The sequence below is a fragment of the Paenibacillus sp. GQ49 genome, assembly GCF_059759055.1.
Genome location: NZ_JCAXEL010000035.1, coordinates 24,417 through 48,443, shown reverse-complemented (window position 1 = coordinate 48,443; position 24,027 = coordinate 24,417). Strand labels below are relative to the sequence as shown.

Sequence of the window (24,027 nt, the reverse complement as noted above, 5' to 3'; positions counted from 1 at the left end):
TGGCACAACCTATTTCAAGTATATGAACCATATTGAAATCGCAACGAATCTGAGACGTCTTAACTCTTCGTTTTTAGCTGGTTTTTGCCCATTTCCACTCGTATGCTCCCGTTTAGCATTGCTGAGATTCGTTACAATTTTCCTATTAGTCAAAACAAGGCAATAAGGTGCCTGAGATTCATTAGAGTTCAAGAAGTGAGTTACAACAATTTGGCGAGAGTAGCGTTGATACTATCTATCATCACAGATTAGGTTAGTGAGCGAGTGATTTCTTTTTACTCGTACATCCATCGTTCAAGTTCAGCATAGGCAATCGCAGGATCATCACTGGAATTATCAATATAAGCGACGGATGAAGCAGGTAGCGGCCAGGCTATTTCTTTACGGACGAGAGAAGCTGTGAAGGCATCCCAGTTGGCTAACTTCCATTCATCCAGTGGGGATTGTCTCGCAGAGATCCGTTTGTGGTACAATGCTTCATTCTCCAGATAAATATAGGCCACCCGCACATCCGTATCTTCCAAGGAACGTCCAATTCGTGCAAGTTCCTGAGCAATCCAATCGGGAGTTCCAATTTCTTTGGTGAATGGCCCCACAACGATCGTATCGATACCCAACTGTACGTTATCCAGAGCGGCGTCCATCGTAATGCGATACCCAAGATCACGGCACAGCCGTTTGTATTCCGGTGAATCCCGATCAGATGGATCAAGTCCCTGAAGGGTCATGATCGCCTCAGCCGCGGGACGAAGCAGAATATCCATATCAAAGAAAGCCGCTTTATGTTTACGGGAAAGGGCTTTGGCAAGGGTGGTCTTGCCGCTTCCGGCCCCGCCGAGAAAGAAAATTAGTTTGCTCATGAATGTAATGCCTCCTTTAATTAGATTCAAAAAATAGGATATGTAATTGAAAAATACACGAGTATATAGATTTATCATTAGAGTTCGTGAATGAAAGGACTTGTTTATTTTAACATAAATAAAGAAGCTTGTTGGCTAGACAGAAAAGGAAGGATAAGGTAATATCATACCTAGTTGTTCTATGCATAGGTTTCCGATGTATATAAAAAGAAGAGATTTGTTTTTTTTCGAAATCTAAAAACTCATGCTAAATGAATTGAAAAGGAAGGAGTGAGCGCGTTGCAGGTTAACAAACAAATGATTAAAGGCAGTACCGAAACATTGATTCTGACCCTGCTTCAGGAACGACCGTTGTACGGTTATGAATTAATTAAGGAATTACATCGTCAATCTGAGGGTGTGTTTAATCTGAAAGAGGGCACGTTATATCCTATTTTGCATGCCATGGAGATTGAAGGCTGGGTAGAGTCGTACTGGATGGAGGTTGAAGGCCGTAAACGTAAATATTATTCGATTCGTGACAAGGGCATGGAGGCCTTACAAAGTAAAAAAGCAGAGTGGAATTTGTTCCGTAGAGCTGTGGATCGGGTGCTTGGGGAAGGAGGTCTGACATGACGAATCGACATGAGAGAATTCAGCATTATCTTGATCACATGTGTGTTCAGGTTAAAGCTCGCGAAGTACATAACGACCTGCGTGATGAATTAGGAAACCACATGGAAGAGATGATTTTGGATAAAGAACAAGAAGGTTATACAGAGGAAGAAGCAATTGCATATGCCATTGAACAGATGGGCGATCCTACTGTCGTAGGCAAGAGTATGCACCGATTGCATCGCCATCGTATGCATTGGGGGCTGTTAGTTGGATTAATTGGTTTGTCTATAATTAGCCTGTTGTTAATGTGGATTTTTACAATTAATGTAGCAGATGAAAAGTATCAGTTCTTATATCGCGGTCATGTGTTGTACACCGTTATAGGTGTAATGATGATGATGTTCTTTATTTACTTTGATTATCGTAAGTTGAAAAAAGCAGCTGGGTGGATATATATTCTACTTAATGTCATGTTGTGGATCAGTCCAATGATAACTACAGATATTTATGGTAATAGCAGGTATTGGATCTTATTTGGCTTAACACTAGACCTTACCACAGCTTCAGTGTGGATATTGCCACTTGCTATAGGTGCCATTATGCTGGACAAGCTTCATTCCAATTGTAATATGCAATCCATATTGACCTACATTGCGATGGTAATGTTGCCCGCGGTACTATTGTTTCAAACGTTGGACTGGGTTCGCTTGTTTCTGTTTGGCATAATGTGCATTATTTTATTTGGCTGGCTCACGCGAAAATGGCTTTATACAGTCATAGGTGCTGTTATAACAGGAAGTATATTTGTATTGTTATTGTTCTTTGCAGATCAATACGGACGGCTGGAGAGGCTCACTGTCGTTTTGAATCTTCAGGATGACCTTTACGGCAGTGCCTATAGTAACTATTCCATTATTGAAGTTATTCGATCATCGGGCTGGTGGGGTAACGGGATTGATACAACGTTTGACAGGTTTAAAACGAGTTATTTCGATTACCCGGGTGTGTTGCTCATTGATGTGTTTGGCTGGTCAGCCGGGATACTGCTATTGGTGGGGATCATCTGGTTTGTTGCCAGTATGGTGAAAATGCTTCCTCGCATATGGGATGATTTTGGCCGTATGATTATTGTCAGTATCACAGCTATGTTTGCAATGCAAATCATCTATTCGTTGGCTATGACTACCGGCAAGGCACCGATTATCAGTTTTTCTTTTCCTTTTATTGGATATGGAAATCACCTTATGTTTGATTACGCCATGCTCGGTTTACTGCTCGGTATTTACCGCCGCAAGGATACTGTGTCGAAGAAAAATGAAAAAATACGGCATAAGGTGGATGCCAACCTACTGACCAATTCATAGGCATCCAAAATCATTACCGCATCATGAAATGAAGGGATTGTTATGCTCTTATAACGAGCATTCACGGAAACCAGATATGACGCAGGTTCACCCAACCCTGACTGTTGAAAGATAGACCACGTACCGAAGGTAGATAGGCGGTCTCTACCGGTTTCTCGGATAAATGGAATAGTAAGTTCTCGCTGACCAAGAATTGCTCAATTTGGTCTAATTCAGAAGTTCGATCTGCTGCGATGGGAGAGGCGACGATGGTTTGCAAAATCTTATGAATCGTTATACGAGCAGAATCTTCCAGATGCTCAGATAACGTGGAGTAGAGATCATACCTGCGCAGTTCTTCATCCCTATCCCGAATGAGAGAGAAGAGAATCAAATCAGATTCCAGCCGCAGATTTCCTTTGAACTGCTCCATCGTAGCGGTACGGACGGTACAGGAGAAACCACACTGATCCAATATGGACGCCAGATGTTGGGCATCCCTGCGATATTGTGGGATGGTTGCAATGTGCAGGGAGATGGGACTAGCCGAAGTGAGTAGTTTAGTAATATCTCTAAGTCTCTCCGGGTCAACCATTCCGGTATTCACCGCACTAAAATCAGGCACAACGACCTCAGAGTTATCTGCATGTCCGTCATCTCTATACATTCCAGCAAGGCATGACTTAAGGCATTCTCTTACTTCCGGATCGTTTAACGGTCCGGTTTTTTGTGTATTACACGTGAGTAATTTATGAACCATCACACCTGCACTAATCTGTGTCCAGTCTGCACCCGCAGACGAAGAAGGATTATGAACAAGATGAAAGAACGGAGTTTCGATATCTTGGCTATCGTCCATTTTTGCCGAGGCACTCCACGGAATTTGCAGGATATCTACCCGGTCCATATGTGCTCTACCCTGAAAATACGATGAAAAGGCTTCAAGTCTGCACAAGTGATCATCCCAAGCAGTGACCTTAAACGGCCCCGTCCCAACAGGTTTTTGCATCCCATGCACATCACGCGAATGCTTCATCTTATGTTCGTTTGTTCCTGGTGAGGGTACAATCGCCGCACGACTTGTTGTCAGGAAGGACAAAAACAATTCATGAGGATTTTTAAGCTGGAAACACACGGTTAAGGAATCGACCGCTTCAATAGATAGAATCTGTTTACTTACATCACGGTACAGTGTCCGGCGATCTGTAGATTGCAGCCGTTCAAACGTATGAACAATATCATGGGCCGTCAACAACTGACCATCGTGAAATGTAATCCCTTTTCGCAAATAAAAGATCCAGGTCTTTCGGTCTGCACTGACATCCCAGGTATGAGCGAGACATGGGAGAATCTCTCCCTGTTCACCCCGCTGAACCAACCCGTCAAAGACATGGCTAGTAACAAAGGATTCAGCTAATAGATTAATGTACAGCGGATCAAGTGCATGAAGCTGTTGGCGCAGGGGCAACCGAAGCGTATCAATCTGCTCATTATTGGTGCCTGCTTCCGTATGATGTCCTGAATATCCAAGCAACCACTGGTTTAGATGATCCTGCATGATTGTTGAACTGGAGAATGCGCTCACCTGCTCGGCAGCTTCCTGTAACTCCCGGCGATTCATGGCCTGCATCATATATTCTGCGGCGATTTGATCAGCCGGAACAAGCAAAGTCAGTGAAGAACGCCGACCCCGGCCGCGCTGGGAAACCCAACGAATCCAATCATGGGCAACCATCTTTTTGACAATCGTTAACGTATTGCGGTGTGTACAATTTAGCAACTCAGCGAGATCGGCGAGTGTAAGTTCATGTTCTGTATGGTGACCGTAATGACGATGCAACAGCAAATATTGCTGATGTAATTTCAAGTGTTGATTCCCTCCTGGAGGTGAACTTTGACGTATTCCTCTAAAATAAGAAGTTTTGTCGATTTTAATTTCTATTTATATTCCTATTTTATCATCTAGAATATAGCATAGAAAGGTTAATGGAGGTTTTTCCCATGATTGATAAAATAATGGCTTCACCGCAACGCGCTCTAATCACGCTACTGTCTGCATGGATGCTGGCGATCATTCACCAGTATTTATTCTATGGTAATGAGATTGGCGTATCGTATCCTATCTTTGTAATTCTCTTTTATGTGTTCATGTATCTGTTTGCACAGGATCGCATGAGGTCTTTCAAGTTCATTGATGCTTTTGTAGTTGCTGTAGTGCTATTGTTGTCGCTAACGTTCCTGTTATACGACAATGAACTGCTGTATGTTCTTAATTTTCTGGTTATACCCGGCGTAGTTATCTTACATATGACGTATCTGATGGGCAGAAAACAGAAGCAGTGGTGGGAGATTGGTTTGATTGGTACGGCTATTGACCACATGCTGCCTCAAGCCATACGTCATTGGGGGACTGTTGCTGCCATTGCTGTGAGAGCAGGCGGGCGTGGCATGGGCAAATCCCAGAAAACAGTTGTTTTCAAAGTACTCATTGGTCTTGTGGCGTCCTTGCCTATCCTCATTGTAGTCGTTGCATTACTGTCCTCTGCTGACGGGGTCTTTGATCAGTATTTAGCCGGTTTTCCGGAGTGGCTGAATCAATTGGCTTTTACTCCAGGGATACCGAGAATCATCTGGATTGTCATCGCAGGTGTATTGCTGTTCGGTTATGTATGGGGATTTGTACAGCCAATGCAATATGAGGCAGAGAAGAGAGCGAACGCACATTGGAAAAATGGAGCGGCATCCACGGTTGATAAGCGTGATCACACCTATATATTCTCTCCTGTGGGACCGGCCACTGAAGGTCAGGTTACCAATAAGATTACACCCGAGCCCGAAAGCACTCTGGTTCAGCGGGAACCATTCAGATTGGACCCCATCATTGTGGGGACGATGCTGATTGTCATTAACTGTGTGTACGTTTTGTTTGTACTTGTACAGTTTTCGTATCTGTTTGGTGCAGGTGAGGGGCATCTTCCGGTAGATCTGTCTTACGCAGACTATGCGAGAAGTGGATTCGCAGAGTTAATTCTCGTCACAGGTATTAACTTCTTTATTCTTATTGTTGCTTTGCAGTATACCCGTTCGAGTGGCAAAGTGGGTTCCATCGTGCATCAGGTACTGCTCCTGATTCTGGTCAGTTGTTCAGCAATTATGTTGTATTCCGCGTTTATGCGCCTAAATCTGTATGAGCAGGCATATGGCTATACGTACATTCGCTTCCTGGTACACGCATTCATGATCTTCCTCGCACTCCTGTTGCTGATTGCTGGCCTTCGTATACGGTACACATCAATACCGCTGATCCGCTGGTATATCGTGCTGGCGCTCACAGCTTATGTTGCAGTCAACTATGTGGGCATGGATAAACGGATTGCCGAGCTGAACATAGAACGTTATCATCAGACTGGCAATATTGATGCAACCTATCTGGCGAGTCTGTCGGCAGATGCAGTTCCGTTACTTCGTGAGTTTGCTCTGGAGGAGTATCCGGATCTCAAGAGGGAAATGCTGGAACGTCAAGCATATCTGGATATGGATACATCAGATCGTTCATGGCCTTCCTATAACGTGGCAAGACACCGAGCTGAGCTAGAAATGTCTAAATTGAGAACGGAATAGCTGAATAGCAGTTGTTTTCACGTACGGATTTATGCAAAAACAATATGTAAGTGTTATAATATAAAAACTAACCTATAAAGGGGGTGAATCCCTTGTTTGAACTGCAGGAGTTATTACCATATTTATTTTCGATTGGACTCATCTTCACCGTCAGTTATGCCTATATTGCCCATCTTCACTGTGGCATGACGGAGTACTGGGTGGAAGGTGGCGCCGGTGGTGGACTTGAACCTGTACTTCCCGCCCTGTGTTTGGACAGACAGCATAGACAGGAAGACTGGAGTCGCATGATTAGACGAAGAGAAGCGCCCGATGAAGATGAACCAGATTGTCATTCCTCGTTGAACGATTGGTCAACAAATCAACGAGGAGGATATATATGGAACATAAGACTAACAAGGGATTCACTTTTATTTCGGGCAAGGGACGGATCTATGGCCTGATTGCCATTTTGTTTGCAGTCATGCTGCTTGCCGGATGCAGCAACAACGTGTCGGAGATTACTTCGTCGACACCGGGATTTTTTAATCACTACATTGTATTTCCACTGTCGTATCTGATTCAGCATATTGCCACCATATTTAACGGAAGCTACGGGGTCGCGATTATCGTCATTACGCTGGTTATTCGTTTAGCGCTGTTACCCTTGATGATGCGTCAAGCCAAGTCCCAGCAGGGAACACGAGTCATTATGAACGCCATGAAACCCGAGATGGATGCGCTCAAGAAAAAATATGAAGGCAAAAATGATCCTGCTGATAAGCAAAAGCTGTCTCAGGAAACGATGGAGCTATACAAGAAACATAAGTTCAATCCGCTGAACATTGGTTGCTTGCCGATGCTCATTCAGTTGCCTATACTTTCAGGTATTTACACAGCCATCCGACTTACACCGGAGTTGTCCTCCCACTCGTTCCTGTGGTTCAAACTGGGAGCGCCGGACTACGTACTCGCTGTGGTGGTTGCGGTCATATATCTGATTCAAGCCAAGGTATCACAAGCCAATATGGCGCCTGAGCAGCGAAAACAGTTCGCTATTATGGGTTATCTCTCCCCATTGATGATGGCATTCTTTTCTCTTACAGCTCCGGCAGCAATGCCGCTCTACTGGACAGTTGGGGGTTCATTCCTGGTACTACAGACATTATTGTTCCGCAAAATGTACCCGGTGGAACATCCGCAGGAGCCTGCTACGATTGAGGTGAAAAAGATCAAGTCTGTGCAACATAACAAGTCCAGAAAACACGCCAAGTCACAGTGACTTGAGGCGACATCACAACTACGCTATTTCACCCTATGGAGCAGACACGTCGTCTACTTTATAGGGTGTTTTCGTGAGAGTGGAAACGAGTGATCAAAGAACAATTCTCATAACTCAACAGGTTTTAGTATATAAGGTAAGGGGTTGACATATTTATTGTACAAGGGGTTTTCAGGTCAAGTCCAGTTTGAACATGATGAGGTAGATATATGGAATAAAAACAAATAAAATTTATTCATTGGATTTATTGACAAAATTTGATGCATCCATTACCATTTTGTTTAAGAGTTTTGGGGAGGAGCGAATCTAGTGTAAATGTTTATCAAAATATAACGTATTTTGTGAATTCATACCACGATAAATTTAATTCATTGGATCTGGAGGAAAATTAGTGGATATTATTATCGGGCTTATACTAGGTATAGTGGAAGGACTTACGGAGTTCGCCCCAGTGTCATCTACAGGTCATTTGATTTTGGTGGGACATTTGCTAGGTTTCGAGGGTACTGTGCGTGCTTCGACATTTGAGATTGTAATCCAACTCGGTTCAATCCTGGCTGTGGCTTTTCTGTTCTGGAAACGAATTCTCAGCATCCTCGGTATCCATGTTGGAGAAGATCGGAAAGCGACAAAGTCTACGGAAAAATTAACACTTATTCATATCATTATTGGTGTTATCCCTTTTGGTGTTGGGGGCGTATTTTTTTACGATTACATAAAAGAGGTTTTGTTCAGTGCTCAAACGGTTGTTGTAACGTTAATCCTTGGCGGGATTCTGATGATTGTAGCCGAGATATTCAAACCGAAAAAGCCGGCCGCAGAAACATTGGATCAAGTCACTTACCGGCAGGCTTTAATCGTAGGTCTGTTCCAGTGCTTTGCACTTGTTCCCGGTTTTTCGAGAATGGGTGCTACGCTATCGGGAGGTTTGCTAGCAGGCATGAGTCACAAAACAGCCTCGGAATTTACGTTTATAATGGCACTTCCTATTATGTTCGGAGCTTCACTGAAGGATTTATACGAGAGCTGGGATTATCTGTCGGTTGATGATCTTCCCTTATTTATTACGGGGTTTGTGACTGCTTTTATTGTAGCCATGATTGCAGTTAAATTTTTCCTGAAGTTGATTAACCGGATTAAACTGATTCCTTTTGCAATCTATCGTTTTGTATTGGCAGCCGCTTTTTGGATCTTTTTGCTAAACTAGAGCATTCTTATTATCTATTACATGTGAATAAATTAACCGTCGCCGGGAGTCTTATCCATGATCAGTGTTTTTATCAACTCACATTGAAAAGGAAAGATTCCCTTTTGCTTTTTTTTTGGAAATAGGTAGTTATCAAGGGAGATTCATCTACTGGGGTGGGAGCGCAAAATATGACACCATTCATCATAAAGCAAAGCATCATGTTTGTCATACTGTATGGAATCCAATTTTTGATCGGTACGATTGTACTCAAATATCAGTTGCGTGTGAATTACGCTCGTAAAATTGTTCATTTCATGTCTTTTATTACACCAATGGTTATTGAATTGATCGTGAGTTCCAGTACAGGATATACCGGGCCCATTTTTATCGTCGGAATGCTGATGAACTGCGTTATTATGCTCATTTATATTAAGCCAATTCGCGAGAAAAGTGTATTGGTTCAACGCATGTTTGCTTCTTTTGATCGTCCGGAAGATCGTCCTCATACTTTGCTGTGGATGAATACGCAATTAATTGCCGGCTACGTCGTTCTGGCACCCTGCTTTCTGTATTTTCAAAGCATAGGTTATGGCACGCTGGCCTTTATTCCCGTTATCATCAATGGACTAGGAGACGGGCTTGCCGAACCGATAGGTATTCGCTTTGGAAAACATAAATATCGTGTTCATGCCTTATTTTCGAAGAAAAAGTTTACGAGAAGTATCGAAGGCAGTTTATGTGTGTTCCTATCCGCAGTATTGATCCTTTTGGTGTTTGCAAGCAGTTTTACAGTTCCACAATTAGTTGTTGCACTGCTGGTTCTTCCTATAGCTGTAACTCTAGCTGAGGCATTCTCACCCCATACTGTAGATACACCGTTTATACTTATCGTTGGTTTTGCGTGTTTGTACATGATCATTTCATTTGTTTAACAAGGAGAACTTCATATGACAACCAGTGAATACAAGGTGATTTCTATTAAATCCAGTTATGAAGCATTCATTAATTATAGCTATATTGTCGTTGATGAAACGACCCGGGAGGCAGCGGTTATTGATCCTTCCTGGGACCTCGAAGCCATTCTGGATTCCCTGGAAGCTGAGCAGGCCAAACTCACACACATCCTGTTGACACATTCCCATACGGATCATGTACATCTTGTGGGGGCATTGCTCGACCGTTTTAATCCTCAGGTTTATATGGGGGGTGCCGAAATTGATTTTTTTAGGTACCACTGTAAGAATTTGAAGCCTGTAAAGGATCGAGATGCCGTTTTGATGGGCAATACACTAATATCCTGTATAAACACCCCAGGACATACGCCGGGCTCTATATGCTATTCATTAACAAATCATATTTTTACAGGAGATACTTTGTTTGCAGAGGGATGTGGCATATGCTCCGAACGCGGAGGGGATCCAGGTGCGATGTATCAGAGTTTGCAAAAAATACGGCAGCAAATACACCCTTCCGTCAGGGTATACCCTGCACATTCATTTGGCATTGAACCGGGTCAGACACTTCAGATGCTGCTTGAGAGAAACATATATTTTAATATTTTCGATGAAGAACAGTTTATTGCTTTCCGGATGAGAAGGAATCAGCCGGATGCCAAAAGCTTTGTGTGAAGGAACAAGAGGAGTGGCATATGAAAGAAAACGTTGTTTTTATGTTCTCCGGTCAGGGTTCACAATATCTTCAAGCGGGAAAAGAATTATACCGGAGTTATTCGGTATTTCGCCGATGGATGCAGCAGATGGATCGTTGGGTTCAAGACATCGGCGGCAGATCCATTATACAGGAATTATATGATTCAAATCGGCCTTATTCTGATAGTTTCGAAGAAACTCTAATTACACATCCCGCCATTTATATGCTGGAATATGCGCTTGCAAGGACATTAATGGAGAACGGGGTTATACCCACAACCGTTGTTGGTACCAGTTTGGGGGAGTTCGCTGCAGCGGCTGTATCCAACGTAATAACTCCCAAAGCGGGACTGGAAGCAGTGTATAGACAAGCTGAAATTATACACAGGACTTGTATTCCGGGAGGCATGCTGGCTGTATTGCATAGTCGTGAAGTCTATGACACCAATCTGGAGCTGCATGCAGAGTGCCAGCTTGTTGCTGTGAATTCGTCAAATCATCTAGTAATCTCTGGAAGTATGAAAGGGGTTACAAGGGCAGAGGATTGGCTGAAAAGTCAGGGGATTACTTATGTCAGATTGCCTGTGACTCACGGCTTCCATTCAGCCTATATCGATCCTGCGGCCAAAGAGTACTTAGCCTATCTGGACAAGCAGTCATATAATACTCCCGCGATCCCGCTTGTCTCCAGTTTGACGGGACAACCTGTGACCAAGGTATCTACCGATCATTTCTGGCAAGTTGTCAAGGAACCGATTCTATTTTCTCATGCGTTAACCCATATAAAAGAAGAGAAACCGAATAGTATATTTCTGGATTTGGGGCCTTCGGGTACACTTTCCAGCCTCGTAAATCAGATTAGCCACAGGAAGGAACGAACATATATAACCATGACTCCCTTCCATCAGGATGCAAAACATGTGGAACAGATCATTAGTCGTTACGCCAATTCGAATGAAACTGGAGGGGATGAACCTTTGTGGGCATATGTATTTCCAGGGCAGGGATCACAGAAGTTGGGCATGGGTGAAGGATTATTTGAACAGTTTCCAGAGTTGACCCGGCAGGCGGATGATATTCTTGGATTTTCCATTCAGGAACTGTGCTTGTACGATCGGTCTCAGCAATTGAGCCTGACAGAATATACGCAGCCGGCTTTGTTTGTTGTTAATGCCATGATGTATCTACATAAAATCAAGGAAACGGGCAGAAAGTCAAGTTTGGTTTCGGGCCACAGTCTGGGAGAATACAATGCACTTTTTGCCGCAGACGTATTTGATTTTGCTACAGGATTGAAGCTTGTACATAAAAGAGGAGAAATCATGAGCATGGCCCCTAAAGGGGGGATGGCTGCGGTTATCGGTTTAACCGAGAGTGCATTGAAGACAATCCTTCAACGATTTGGACTGCATCAGCTGGATATCGCCAATCTGAACTCCCCGACCCAAATTGTTCTGGCAGGGCCTCAAGATATCATTGATCAGGCCAAACCAATTTTTGAGCAAAACGGTGCACAGATGTATATCCCTCTCAGGGTCAGCGGGGCATTTCATTCCCGTTATATGGAAAAATCAGCCAAACAATTCGATCAGCACCTCCAGCGTTATACATTTTCCGCTCCTACGATGACCGTCATCTCAAATTATACAGCCCAGCCCTACCGTACAAATGAAATTCATGCCAATTTGGTCCGCCAAATTACACATCCGGTTCGCTGGTGTGAAACGGTAAGGGTTCTGATGGGCATGGGCGTAAACACAATAGAAGAGATCGGTCCAGGCAACGTGCTGACTAAGCTGGTTACAAAGATTCAGACAGAGTGCGAACCCATCGTATATCGTCCTGATGACATGTCTGTCAAACCGTTATCGTCAGCAGTCCACCCCGATACTCCAATATCATCCGTTGTACAGCCTGGCAGCCAAGAAACTCGACTGGCCGAGTCTCTTGGCTCGAAACCCTTCAAAAAGGACTATAATTTGAAATTGGCCTATTTGACAGGTGCAATGTACAGAGGCATTGCTTCGGCGGAGATGGTTGTTAAGGTGGGGCAATCGGGAATGATGGGCTTTTTGGGCACAGGGGGGTTAAGCCTGAAGCAGATCGAAGAAGGGATCGATTATATACAACACCATTTGCAGGATGGACAGGCATATGGGTTAAATCTTCTTCATCAAATGACACATCCTGAACGTGAAGAAGAACAAGTTAACTTATTACTACGTAAAGGTGTAAATACAGTAGAGGCTTCTGCCTTCATGGGTGTTACTCCGGCATTAATCAAGTACCGTGCCCATGGACTGAAGCGTTCTTCAGACGGGCGGGTATCCGCAACCAATCGCATTATTGCCAAAGTATCCAGACCTGAAGTGGCTGAAGCATTTTTAAGCCCCGCTCCGGAATTCATGGTTGAGAAGATGTTGAAGGAAAACAAGATTACATCTGTTCAGGCAGAACTCCTGAAAAAAGTACCCATTGCAGAGGATCTGTGCCTTGAGGCTGATTCGGGTGGACATACAGATGCGGGTGTGGCATATGTCATGCTGCCTGCCATGGTTCGTCTTCGCAATACAATGATGGAAAAGTACGGTTATTCGAAAGAAGTCCGCATTGGTGCTGCCGGTGGTATTGGTACACCTGAAGCAGCAGCAGCAGCATTTTTGCTCGGAGCGGATTTTATTGTAACAGGTTCAATCAATCAATGCACGGTTGAAGCAGCTACTAGCGATGCTGCCAAGGATTTACTACAGGATATGAACATTCACGACACGGAATATGCCCCCGCTGGAGACATGTTTGAGATTGGAGCCAAGATACAGGTTCTTCGCAAAGGTGTATTTTTCCCCGCCAGAGCGAACAAGCTTTATGATTTATATCGGCAGCATGATTCTTTGAATGACATTAGCGAAAAAAACAAACAGCAGCTGGAAAACAAATATTTCAAAAAAACCTTTGATGAAGTATACCGCCAGGTTGTTCAATATAGATCTTCCGAGGAAATACAGAAAGCCGAGCAGAATCCCAAATACAAAATGGCCTTGGTGTTTAAGTGGTATTTTGCCCACAGTACAAAGCTTGCAATGGAAGGAACAGCAGGTCATCAGGTCGATTATCAGATCCACTGTGGTCCAGCCTTGGGAGCGTTTAATCAATGGGTGAAAGGTACAAATCTCGAGGATTGGAGAAACCGTCGTGTAGCTGAAGTGGGCATAAAGTTGATGGAAGATACGGCTTTGGTTTTACAGGAACGATTGAAGCAATTGGCTGGGCAGGTTGAGACGAACTAACTTTTAGCATTGTTAGGGACAGGGGGTGTGATGATGCGACAAAAGAAGAACATGGAGCCAACATCTGATATTGATCCAGAATTTCGACTTACAGATATTGCAATTGTTGGTATGGCATGTAGGTTTCCGCAGGCTGATCATTATACGACGTTTTGGGATAATCTTGCGAATGGAGTGGATTCTGTCAAGGAGATTCCTCCAGATCGATGGGATGTATCGAAGTTCTATTCTCGAGATATTGACGCCCCGAATAAGAGCATTGGTAAATGGTGCGGTCTGCTGGATGATGTGTATTCTTTTGATCACCGCTTTTTCAGTATCTCTCCCCGAGAGGCCAAAAATATGGATCCTCAGCAACGAATGATGCTTGAAGTATCCTGGCAATGCATAGAGGATTCCGGGATTTCGCTTCAAAGGTTACAGAATCAGATCACTTCCGTTTATGCCGGAGTAATGACGGTAGATCACCGCCAAATGGCGTGCCTTCCCGAATTGGAGATAGATAGCTACGCTTGTCTTGGAAATTATGAAAGTATTCTTGCCAATCGAATTTCTTACGTTATGGACCTCAAGGGCGCGAGTATATCGGTAAATGCAGCTTGTGCATCTTCATTAGTAGCCGTGCATGAAGCCAAACAAGCCCTGCAACGAAATGAGTGCAATTACGCCTTAGCTGCATGTGTAAATCTAAATTTGCATCCCTGGAAGTTTATTTCATTTTCCAAGTCAAGAATGTTAAGTCCGGATGGACGTTGTAAAACCTTTGATAAGGAAGCCAATGGTTATGTACCAGGGGATGGAGCAGGCGTGTTATTGCTCCAAAGGCTTGAAGATGCTTTAGCGGAAGGTAATCATATCTACGGGATTATCAAAGGATCTGCCTGCAATCATGGTGGAAGAAGCGCATCCATAACTGCTCCGAGCATGAAGGCACAACAAGACGTCATCTTGGCTGCTTATCAGGATGCAGATATTTCCCCGGAAATGGTCACGTATATTGAGGCACATGGAACGGGAACGTCATTGGGAGATCCGATTGAAATTGAAGCGCTTAAAAATGCATTTGCTGCCTATACTTCCCGAACCCAATTCTGTCGGATTGGCTCGGTAAAAACCAATATTGGCCACTTGGAGAGTGCTGCAGGCATGGCTGGTATTGTGAAAGTGATCATGATGATGAAACATGGCAAAATACCTGCCAACCTTCATTTTAACGATCCTAATCCGATCATAGATTTTAAGAATACTCCTTTTGAAGTGGCAGGGGCTCTAACTGATTGGAACAGTGCTGGCGAAGGTTTACCTTTAAGAGCGGGCATAAGCTCTTTCGGTTTTGGTGGAGTCAACGCACATCTGGTGATTGAACAGTGGTGCACTGCACCCTCGAACAAACAGAAGAATGCCGTCGCCGCCCGTTCTCAGCTGTTCACGCTATCAGGCAAATCGAAATGGCATTTGGAAAAACAGCTTGAATCGTGGAGAGCATACTCGCTCACACCCGAATTTGATGAATGTACGCTGCGTGATATTTGTGGAACATTGCTCACAGGAAGAGTGGCTTTTCCTTATCGTTATGCTGTGATGGTAGACAACTTACAGCAGTTGAAGGAAGAGTTGCATTCGGAATCAAGTCATCCTTTCATGCCAAAGCAGCAAAAGTGGGCAATCAGAGTAGGTTACTTTTCCTATATAAATTATGAGCAATTTAGCGTGTTAACCCGTGACTTACCGTATGTGGAGGACATCATCCAATCCTTACTGAATCAAATTGCCGATAGTGATCGTCCACTTGCCGATCACTATCGGAACATGTTCTACAATGAACCATGGGGGAAAGAGACAATTCCTTGCTGTCAGTTCATTGCGGGATATGCCGTTCTTCGATGTTTACTTGATGCGGGCTTAAAAGTGGAATGGATGACAGGGGAACGTACAGGAATGTGGGCAGTTCTTGGGGTAAACCAGATGATTGTGCCAGAACAAATTCTTTCGAGGCTTGCAGGGGGAAATGAAGCTGACATCATTAAACTTCATCGTCCGTGTATTCCCTATTATGATCCAATACTGCAAGACATTTTGTATCCGGTTTCTTTTAACGAGGCCTATCTTCGTCACTTGTTGGGTGGCACACTAGTTGAAAGTGTGGGCTCTGGGAACAGACAAGATGATCGATTGGAATATCCAATGGTCAGTGATCACGAACGGGTTCAATATTATCTAACTAAGGGTCAATCACTCATCTCTCATCAGTTCACCTTCAGAAAGTATATAGATGAATGGTCGAATCTTCTAGGTAAAGTAAGTGGGGACGATTGGAATTTGGAGGAGTTGCTTGGGAAGCCTGTTGATGTCTTGATGTTTACGGAGCTTTCCACTCAACAGTTGTTCATTATCGTTACGGCTGTGGCTCATTCACTGCGGAGGTTGAATCGCAAATGGGATTTGACGATAATGACTGAGCCCGATCCACGATTCGAACAAATATTGGATCTGATGGACGATCACATCTTACTTCCTGAAATGGTCGCCCAGCTTGTTTTGGATTCCAATGCGGATTATAAGGCGATTGCCCAATTCATGAACCTGAAACAGCAACAGATGCATACGGATCAAAACGAAAACCCATTACATGACCGAAACGATAACCTGCCCGAAATTGGAAATGTTGAGCAATGGCTGCATCAAACACAAGAAAGCCAAGTTGATCTGGAAAAAATTTCGTCAGACATCAAGATCATCGACATCGGAGTAGTTCAATCGGCCGCGCCTGATACGCTGAAACTTGCTTTAAAAGAGGATGAAGCGGGATATGACGTCTGGAATATCCTCGATCAATTATGGCTCCATGGCGTGAATGTGAGGTGGGACCTATGGTTCCCTTCAGGAACATTTAACAAGTGTGCTTTGCCGACTCAGCGTTTCGAGTCTGTAATACATCGATTACATGACAATAACAATACCCTGGCTAATCAATCGGTTATGGATGTACATAAGCTTCCGCGTCCACAGGGGAAGGGGATAGATCCAGCTTTGCACCCGATGATTGGCTGGAATAACTCAACCTTGGATGAATTCAAGTACCAAACACTGTTTACTGGCAAAGAATTTTTTCTGAATGATCATATCATCGATGGTAAACGGACTTTACCAGGTGTGGCTTATTTGGAAATGGCATTGGCTGCTGCGCAGAAGGCAGGAATCCAGGAGGTTACTGGTTTTGGTGAAGTGGTGTGGTCAAGACCCCTGACGGTTATGGAGCATCCTGTTGAAGTAAATATCTCTTTGTCGAGAGCTGAGGAAAAAGTTCAATTTCACGTATGGACCGGCGATGATTCAAACTCCAGACGAATTCACGGGCAAGGAACGTTGTATGAAATAAAAACAGAAGGCAATAAACAAGCCTTGCGACAAGGCACTGAATACGAAGTTAAACGTGATATGGATGCGATTAGAAGAAGGTGTGGTGACCCTGTTCCAGGAGTATATCGTACACTTGAAAAGAGTCTTCTCGTCTACGGTCCGTCCTTTCAATCCATAACGGATTGTTGGGTGAGTGAAGGTGAGGCTATTGCCAGCTTTGCGTTCCCACTCCCTTGTGATGAACAGTCACATGCATATACGCTTCATCCTGTAACGATGGACAGTGCTTTGCAGACAGCGATGTTACTTGTCCAAAAGGTAAGCTCTAGTCTTTGTATGCCCTATTCTATAGGTACCGTCAAATGGTGGAATCGGCTTCCCGATAAGGGGAGTGTGTATGTTAGGCAGCAGAGTACACAAGGGGGAAAAGCGTTCAAGTTTGATATTGTCTTGCTTGATGAACAGGAACAAATATGCATGGAGATGCGTGATTTTACGGTAAGACAGGTTCAGGACAAAAAGCGCCATGCGAAGGACTCACTGAAAACACTTTTGCAAAGATTGGAAGCCGGAGAGGTTGAACCCATTGATGTCTTAACTTATATGGAGGAACGATGAGAAAAGATCAGATGTTATCACTGGATCAGATTCTTGAAATGGTGAAGGGACGACGTCTCTCATCAGAGATAGCCTACCAGCTTATACAGGAAATAGAGCGGCATGATAATTCGGCTTCCAATGAAAAAAACATACAGCAGAATACGTATCTGTATCCATCCTGGGAAATTCAAGACCTTCAACGTACTGTTTTCAAAAGTGAGAGACTTCTGTTATTTGTTACTGGTGAAGAAAACATGGGGCAATGGGATGAGAGTGCTTCCATCATTCGTGTGTTACAAGGAAGTCAATTCATCGAGCAGGATGCTGGTACATTCGTAGTCCGTCCGGAACATGAAGAGGATTACGAGCGTTTATTCAACCGACTGTCCGAATTACAGTGGATTCCTGATACTGTCGTTCATGGATGGAGTGGTGCCGTGCTTTCTGAAGATGGAGGGACGCTGCTGAGTAAACAGCTTGCCCAGGGCGTGTACGCTTTATTTTATACATGCCAATGGCTAGCGAAATGTGCTGACAAAAAGAAAGTACATCTTTTATATGCTTATTCCAGCGATCGTAAAGAAGAACCGGCAAATGAAGCTGTAAGCAGTTTCATGCGCAGTGTGAAATGGGAACACCCGCAATGGACATGCCGTACATTGGACATGGGAAATGAACCAATCGATATGTTCCAACTCATCAAACAGGAGCTGGAAGCTCGGGACCAAGCGGTGGAGGTTCGTTATCGGGACAATCGGCGTTATGTAAAAAGATTGGTATCGCTGCCGAAAAGAGAATATTCACAAGTGGAGTGGAACAAAGAAGGCGTGTATTTGATCACAGGTGGGATGGGCGGCATCGGTCTAAAGTTTGCCTCCTTGCTTGCCCAATCCGCTCGTGTCATTGTTTTATCTGGACGCTCCATGCTGAGTAGGGATCAGGAACAACAATTGCATGATCTAGGGAAGTTTGGAGCTGAAATAGTGTATATCCCGGTGGATGTATCGGAACGTGAGTCCACTTTTAATCTCATCCGTGAGTGCAAAGCCAGATTTAGAGGCATTCATGGTGTGATTCATTGCGCTGGTGTATTGAGAGACTCAACGCTTCAATCCAAAAATAAAGTAGACATGGATGCTGTTATCGCTCCTAAAGTATACGGAACGGTTTGGCTGGACGAAGCTTCTTGTCATGAACAGTTGGACTTTTTCATCGTTTGCTCTTCCGTCATGTCCGTTCTGGGCAACGCTGGACAATGTGACTATGCCTTTGCCAATGGCTTTATGGACGGTTTTTGCCGTCAACGGGATCGTTTGAACAAAGAGGGGTTACGTTCTGGTCAGACGATTTCCCTGAATTGGCCTCTATGGTCGGAAGCGGGGATGGGAGTAGATCCAACTCATCGCCTTTTTTTGGAGAATACGCTCGGGATTTCATCGATATCCAGCGAACATGCCATACAGGCTTTTGAAGATGCTCTCCATTGTAAGGAAAATCAGCTGGTAATTGTTGGCGGAGATGCGGTCAAATTTCAGAAGGTACACGAGAAAACATCGTTTGCGGATGTGGACCCGTCGAAAAAGGATGTGTTGTTGCAGAACAGCATAAATGAAGAAGTTCTACTAGAAAGGGTTTCAGAGGTCATTTTGACCATATCCTCAAAGATTCTTAGTGTTGACATACAGGAACTGGATCTGGATGCGGATAAGAGCGACTATGGATTTGATTCCATTTCGACGACTGATTTTGTCAATCGAATCAACGCAACGTATAACATTGATCTGACGCCTCCTGTTGTGTTTGAATATGCGACTTTAAGGACCTTTGCAACCTACCTGATCGGAGCTTATGGCGAAGACATTGCCCGATATCATGGAATGAGTGGGGGACACGATGAACCCGTAATGCAGACTTCACATACGGTCAGTGATGATGAAACAAATGAGAACTCAAGTGAGCCTGTCGATGTCCATAGGAGCAATAAAGAACCCATTGCCATTATTGGAATAGGCGCTCATATGCCTCAATCCGAGAGTATGGATGAACTATGGGAGAACTTGGTTTCCGGAAAAACCTTTATTTCCGAAATCCCCCCTGAACGCTGGGATTGGCATCAATATTATGGGGATCCAATAAAGGAAGTTAATAAAACCAACATCAAATGGGGCGGATTTATGAAAGCCATTGATCAATTTGATGCTTCGTTTTTTGGAATTTCGCCTCATGAAGCTGGGTTGATGGACCCGAGACAGCGCATTTATTTGCAAACCGTATGGGAAGCCATTGAAGATGCTGGTTACAGGCCATCCGATTTGTCCGGGAGTAAAACAGGCATGTTTGTTGGGGTGGTTAGTTCAGATTATTATGATTTGATGCATCAATCAGGCATTCCTACCGAGGCACATACAGCTTTGGGCATATTTCATTCCATTCTGGCTAACCGAATTTCATATCTTCTAAATCTGCATGGACCCAGTGAGCCTGTGGATACAGCCTGTTCCGGTTCGCTGGTCGCCATTCATCGGGCAGTGGAGTCGATACACAACGGAGAATGTGAACTGGCAGTTGCAGGAGGCATCAGTGTTATCGCAAGTCCACAGCTGATGATTGCCTTTAATCAGGCAGGTATGCTCAGTGTGGATGGTCGCTGTAAAACCTTTGATCAAGGTGCTGATGGGTACGTTCGTGGTGAGGGTAGTGGGGCATTGCTACTCAAACCATTGTCCAAAGCGGAAGCGGATGGAGACCATATCTATGGAGTAATTCAGGCAACGGCTATAAATCATGGGGGACATGCCAACACTTTGACGTCTCCAAATCCTAACGCACAGGCAGAACTCATTGTTGAAGCGTGGTCCAGATCCGGAATTGATCCGAGGACAGCAGATTATATTGAAGCACATGGTACGGGGACGCCATTGGGTGATCCGATCGAGATAAATGCGCTAAAAAAAGCATTCTCTCAGCTGGTTCAAAACTGGGATGAGTTGCATGGCACGCAGAGCGGCTCATCCCCGGATTCCACTGTTCCGCACTGTGCAGTGGGAACTATAAAAACGTATATTGGGCACCTGGAGGCAGCAGCAGGAGTAGCGGGAGTACTAAATGTGTTACTCAGTATGAAGCATAACCGATTGCTGCCAAATCTGCAGTTAAATGAAGTTAACCCGTACATCCAGTTGAAGAACAGTCCATTTTATATCGTAAAGGAAGGACAGACGTGGAATCGCAAACATGACACTGTCCCAAGAAGTGCGGGCGTAAGTTCATTTGGCTTTGGAGGTGTCAATGCTCATATCGTCATCCGAGAATATGTGACCAAGCACAATAGTTCCCAAAATATATCCAATCGCCCCCAGTTACTCATCGTTTCTGCAAAGAACAGGGATCGATTGAAAGCATATGCGAGGCGACTCGTTGAATTTCTGAGTCAAACGGATGAGATTACCCTAGCTGATGTTGCATTTACGATGCAAACGGGCAGGGAAGAGATGGAGGAAAGGCTTGCATTGGTGAGTTCGAGCATCACGGATGCCGCGGAAATGCTTGAGCGGTTTGTTGCAGGTCAGGCAGATCTATCTCGATGTTGGCAAGGGAGCGTAACCAAGCGCAAGCCCTCACAAGATGAACAGGCTATAGCTTACCATCAGCCTTCCACAGATCAGGATTTCATGGTTGAAGCAGAGCTCCATAAACTTGCTCAGCTCTGGGTAACTGGCAACCGGATTGATTGGTCTTCAATGGATAAAAGAGAACGGAAACGGAAAATTTCCATCCCGACTTATCCGTTTGCAGAGACACGGCACTGGCTTCCTAATCCAGTCAAACGGATAGAAAGCCAAGAGATTCATCGGTCGGGAGTGGACAACAGATTCATGATGAAGCTGGAAAATAGATCGGATTTTCGCGCATACAGCTACGAATTTGCATTTACTGGACAAGAATCCTTTTTTCAGGATCACGAAATAAACGGATATAACGTATTGCCTGCCTCAGCTCATATTGAATTGATCAGAGCCGCTGTCATGATGGCTGCTCAACCCAGAGAGGATGAACAAATCAACCTCCAAAAGCTGATATGGCTCAAACCTGTTGTAGCTCAACAAGGTATGGGAAGGCTTCGAATCCTTCTTATTCCATCCTCTAATGGAGATATTGAGGTGACCGTTCAATCTCCAAGTGAGTCCCAGGGGGATGAGACAGAGACCATAGTTTTTAGCCAGGGGACTGCTGTGATTACCAAGCGTGGAGTACGCAAGACTAGCGAAGTGGAGACCATCCTGAGCAGCTGTAATCTGGAAAATCTCACTTCAGAGCAATGTTATTCCTTTTTTTCAGCAAGAGGCATGCGGTATGGTCCAGACTTCCAGGGTCTGAAATCTGTATCAGTGGGTCATGATCAGGCATTGGCCAGAATTGCTCTGCCTTCGAATATTATCGCTGGATTTCAGGAGGGTACCCTTCATCCAGGTCTTCTGGATAATGCTTTTCAGGCCGCCATCGGGATCTGGTCCAGTGCTTCGGGAAAAATTCAGGAGGAGCAGCAAGATACGTCTTTGTTGCCCTTCTCCATACAGCAAATTCAAATATTTGGCTCCTGCGAAGCCGAGATGTGGGCTCATGTCCGAGTACGTCAGGAGAGTGGCAGCGCCGTTGTACACGCAGATACCGAATATGACATGGATTTGTTTAATGTTGAGGGTGATGTACGAGTATCTATTAGGGCAATGCGTTTTAGAAGATCTGAGCCGAAAGCTTCTGGCCTCGAAGAGACTAAAGGGATGGAGACTTACGAGTTACAAATGTTGGCCCCTGTATGGAAAGAGCAGACAATCGGCTTGTATGAACATGAACGTGTACTCAACGATCTCCCGGGAGAAATATGCTTGATAGGTACGAAGAGCTCGTACTTGACCCAGCTGCTCAAACACCTGCCACATGCCGAGATGATCGTTTTGAATCCACAGGATTCGATCATGCGGATCTCTGAACAACTAAACCTAATCATGAACCTTCGTCATATGGTGTGGATATCTCCGATAACCGCTGGAAGCTCGCCTGATGTCAAGGGAATGGTTGAGGCTCAGGAAGATGGCGTGTTTCTTCTTTACAGACTGATTAAGGCACTTCTTCAGAATGGATATGGGAATCGGAGCATGGAATGGACTGTAATCACAATGCGGGCAAACGCCATTCATACACTTGATTCGGTTGATCCCACTCATGCCGGGATACATGGTCTTATAGGAGTACTGTGCAAAGAACGACCCGGATGGAAGGTTAGACAGGTGGATTTGGATCAGTTGAATGATAAGAATATGTACGAATTGTTTTCGGTTTCTGCTGATTCCTATGGATTCCCATATGTAAACCGACAAGGCGAATGGTTTCGTCAACAACTTGTGCCCGTTACATATTCTCCTGTGAGTTCCGGGCAGTCTCATTCCTATCGCCATGGGGGTGTATACGTTGTTATTGGAGGAGCAGGCGGAATCGGAGAGGCATGGAGTGAATATATGATCCGGCATTACAAAGCCCAGATCATCTGGCTGGGAAGAAGGGAGCTGGATGCTGATATTCAAGCGAAATTGCAAAGGCTGGGCGAGCTTGGCCCCGCGCCCTGTTACATGGCTGTTAATGCAACGGATTCGGAAGCAATGCGTCAGGCATGTATAAATATTAGGCGAAATCATCAAGCCATTCATGGTTTTATTCATTCTGCCATCGTGTTGGAGGATCGCAGTCTGGAATATATGGACGAAGCTTCTTTTCGGAAAGCTTATTCCACCAAGGTAGACATCAGCATCAATATAGCCAAAGCGTGTATCGGAGAGTCGCCTGACTTTGTACTCTTTTTTTCGTCCATGAATTCCTTTTTGAATTCGGCCGGGCAGGCGAATTACGTAGCCGGCTGTACGTTCAAAGATGTATTTGCCCAATTTTTGAGACAGTGCTGTGATTTTCCTATCAAAGTGATGAACTGGGGATATTGGGGAAGTGTGGGTTCGGTACGTTCTGAATATTATAAGACACGCATGGCGAAAGCAGGACAAGGTTCAATCGAAGCTCCTGAAGCGATGGAGGCTCTAGATGTACTGATGAATGGTGTGCTGGATCAGATTGCATTGATAAAGAAACAGTCTTTGGTAGATATACAGATCTTAGATGAAGAAGAATCCATTATGGTCTATCAGGGGGCTGTACCGTCTCAGGTTATATAACAGGGGTCTGAAGAGCGGGGATTATCAGACGGTGGGGGG

General features: G+C 44.5%; 13 protein-coding genes. 11 read left to right on the top strand and 2 right to left on the bottom strand.

What is annotated here, in order from left to right; genetic code table 11:
* Positions 1–275 precede the first annotated feature (275 nt).
* Positions 276–860: a P-loop nucleotide/nucleoside kinase family protein gene (locus AC6CIF_RS31535; protein WP_498202713.1), complete on the bottom strand. Its 585-nt coding sequence runs from the start codon at positions 858–860 to the stop codon at positions 276–278.
* A gap of 279 nt (positions 861–1,139) precedes the next feature.
* Here AC6CIF_RS31535 and AC6CIF_RS31530 point away from each other — a divergent pair, with 279 nt between their 5' ends.
* Together AC6CIF_RS31530 and AC6CIF_RS31525 are read left to right on the top strand one after the other, a co-directional pair.
* Positions 1,140–1,475 carry a PadR family transcriptional regulator gene (locus AC6CIF_RS31530; protein ID WP_017688825.1) on the top strand — a complete coding sequence of 112 codons (336 nt, stop codon included), beginning with the start codon at positions 1,140–1,142 and terminating at the stop codon, positions 1,473–1,475.
* Positions 1,472–2,821, top strand: a complete 1,350-nt coding sequence (locus AC6CIF_RS31525) for an FtsW/RodA/SpoVE family cell cycle protein (RefSeq protein WP_498202712.1) — start codon at positions 1,472–1,474, stop codon at positions 2,819–2,821. The genes AC6CIF_RS31530 and AC6CIF_RS31525 overlap by 4 nt, the downstream gene beginning before the upstream one ends.
* Before the next feature lie 61 nt (positions 2,822–2,882).
* Here the strand turns inward: AC6CIF_RS31525 and AC6CIF_RS31520 are convergent, their stop codons facing one another.
* Positions 2,883–4,667: an ABC transporter substrate-binding protein gene (locus tag AC6CIF_RS31520; RefSeq protein WP_498202711.1), complete on the bottom strand. Its 1,785-nt coding sequence runs from the start codon at positions 4,665–4,667 to the stop codon at positions 2,883–2,885.
* 134 nt (positions 4,668–4,801) lie between these two features.
* Between AC6CIF_RS31520 and AC6CIF_RS31515 the strand changes: the two genes are divergently transcribed.
* From AC6CIF_RS31515 to AC6CIF_RS31475, 9 genes are all read left to right on the top strand, one after another.
* Positions 4,802–6,421, top strand: coding sequence for a DUF4153 domain-containing protein (locus AC6CIF_RS31515; RefSeq protein WP_498202710.1), 1,620 nt, complete (start codon positions 4,802–4,804; stop codon positions 6,419–6,421).
* 92 nt (positions 6,422–6,513) lie between these two features.
* Positions 6,514–6,864, top strand: a complete 351-nt coding sequence (locus AC6CIF_RS31510; protein WP_498202709.1) for a hypothetical protein — start codon at positions 6,514–6,516, stop codon at positions 6,862–6,864.
* The gene (gene yidC / locus AC6CIF_RS31505; RefSeq protein ID WP_498202708.1) at positions 6,801–7,682 is read left to right on the top strand and encodes a membrane protein insertase YidC; all 882 of its coding nucleotides are present in this window, start codon (positions 6,801–6,803) and stop codon (positions 7,680–7,682) included. The genes AC6CIF_RS31510 and yidC overlap by 64 nt, the downstream gene beginning before the upstream one ends.
* Positions 7,683–8,052: 370 nt before the next feature.
* Positions 8,053–8,889: an undecaprenyl-diphosphate phosphatase gene (gene bacA, locus AC6CIF_RS31500; protein ID WP_498202714.1), complete on the top strand. Its 837-nt coding sequence runs from the start codon at positions 8,053–8,055 to the stop codon at positions 8,887–8,889.
* Between the two features lie 170 nt (positions 8,890–9,059).
* Entirely contained in the window at positions 9,060–9,803 is a 744-nt protein-coding gene (locus AC6CIF_RS31495; protein WP_498202707.1) for a hypothetical protein, read from the top strand.
* Positions 9,804–9,818: 15 nt separating this feature from the next.
* Complete coding sequence (locus AC6CIF_RS31490; RefSeq protein ID WP_076217160.1) at positions 9,819–10,499, top strand: MBL fold metallo-hydrolase; 681 nt, start codon at positions 9,819–9,821, stop codon at positions 10,497–10,499.
* Between the two features lie 20 nt (positions 10,500–10,519).
* Positions 10,520–13,807 (top strand): ACP S-malonyltransferase, encoded by a 3,288-nt coding sequence (gene fabD / locus AC6CIF_RS31485; protein ID WP_498202706.1) that lies wholly within the window; start codon positions 10,520–10,522, stop codon positions 13,805–13,807.
* Positions 13,808–13,837: 30 nt separating this feature from the next.
* Positions 13,838–17,785, top strand: coding sequence for a type I polyketide synthase (locus tag AC6CIF_RS31480; RefSeq protein ID WP_498202705.1), 3,948 nt, complete (start codon positions 13,838–13,840; stop codon positions 17,783–17,785).
* A complete protein-coding gene (locus tag AC6CIF_RS31475) occupies positions 17,782–23,988 on the top strand; it encodes an SDR family NAD(P)-dependent oxidoreductase (protein WP_498202704.1) in 6,207 nt (2,068 codons plus the stop codon). The genes AC6CIF_RS31480 and AC6CIF_RS31475 overlap by 4 nt, the downstream gene beginning before the upstream one ends.
* Positions 23,989–24,027 lie beyond the last annotated feature (39 nt).

What these genes read in the sequence shown, in the direction of transcription:
- AC6CIF_RS31525 (WP_498202712.1), top strand. Translation starts at nt 1,472, where the DNA reads ATGACGAATCGACATGAGAGAATTCAGCATTATCTTGATCACATGTGT.
- AC6CIF_RS31480 (WP_498202705.1), top strand. Translation starts at nt 13,838, where the DNA reads ATGATGCGACAAAAGAAGAACATGGAGCCAACATCTGATATTGATCCA.
- AC6CIF_RS31535 (WP_498202713.1), bottom strand. Translation starts at nt 860, where the DNA reads ATGAGCAAACTAATTTTCTTTCTCGGCGGGGCCGGAAGCGGCAAGACC.
- yidC (WP_498202708.1), top strand. Translation starts at nt 6,801, where the DNA reads ATGGAACATAAGACTAACAAGGGATTCACTTTTATTTCGGGCAAGGGA.
- AC6CIF_RS31515 (WP_498202710.1), top strand. Translation starts at nt 4,802, where the DNA reads ATGATTGATAAAATAATGGCTTCACCGCAACGCGCTCTAATCACGCTA.
- AC6CIF_RS31490 (WP_076217160.1), top strand. Translation starts at nt 9,819, where the DNA reads ATGACAACCAGTGAATACAAGGTGATTTCTATTAAATCCAGTTATGAA.
- AC6CIF_RS31475 (WP_498202704.1), top strand. Translation starts at nt 17,782, where the DNA reads ATGAGAAAAGATCAGATGTTATCACTGGATCAGATTCTTGAAATGGTG.
- fabD (WP_498202706.1), top strand. Translation starts at nt 10,520, where the DNA reads ATGAAAGAAAACGTTGTTTTTATGTTCTCCGGTCAGGGTTCACAATAT.
- AC6CIF_RS31495 (WP_498202707.1), top strand. Translation starts at nt 9,060, where the DNA reads ATGACACCATTCATCATAAAGCAAAGCATCATGTTTGTCATACTGTAT.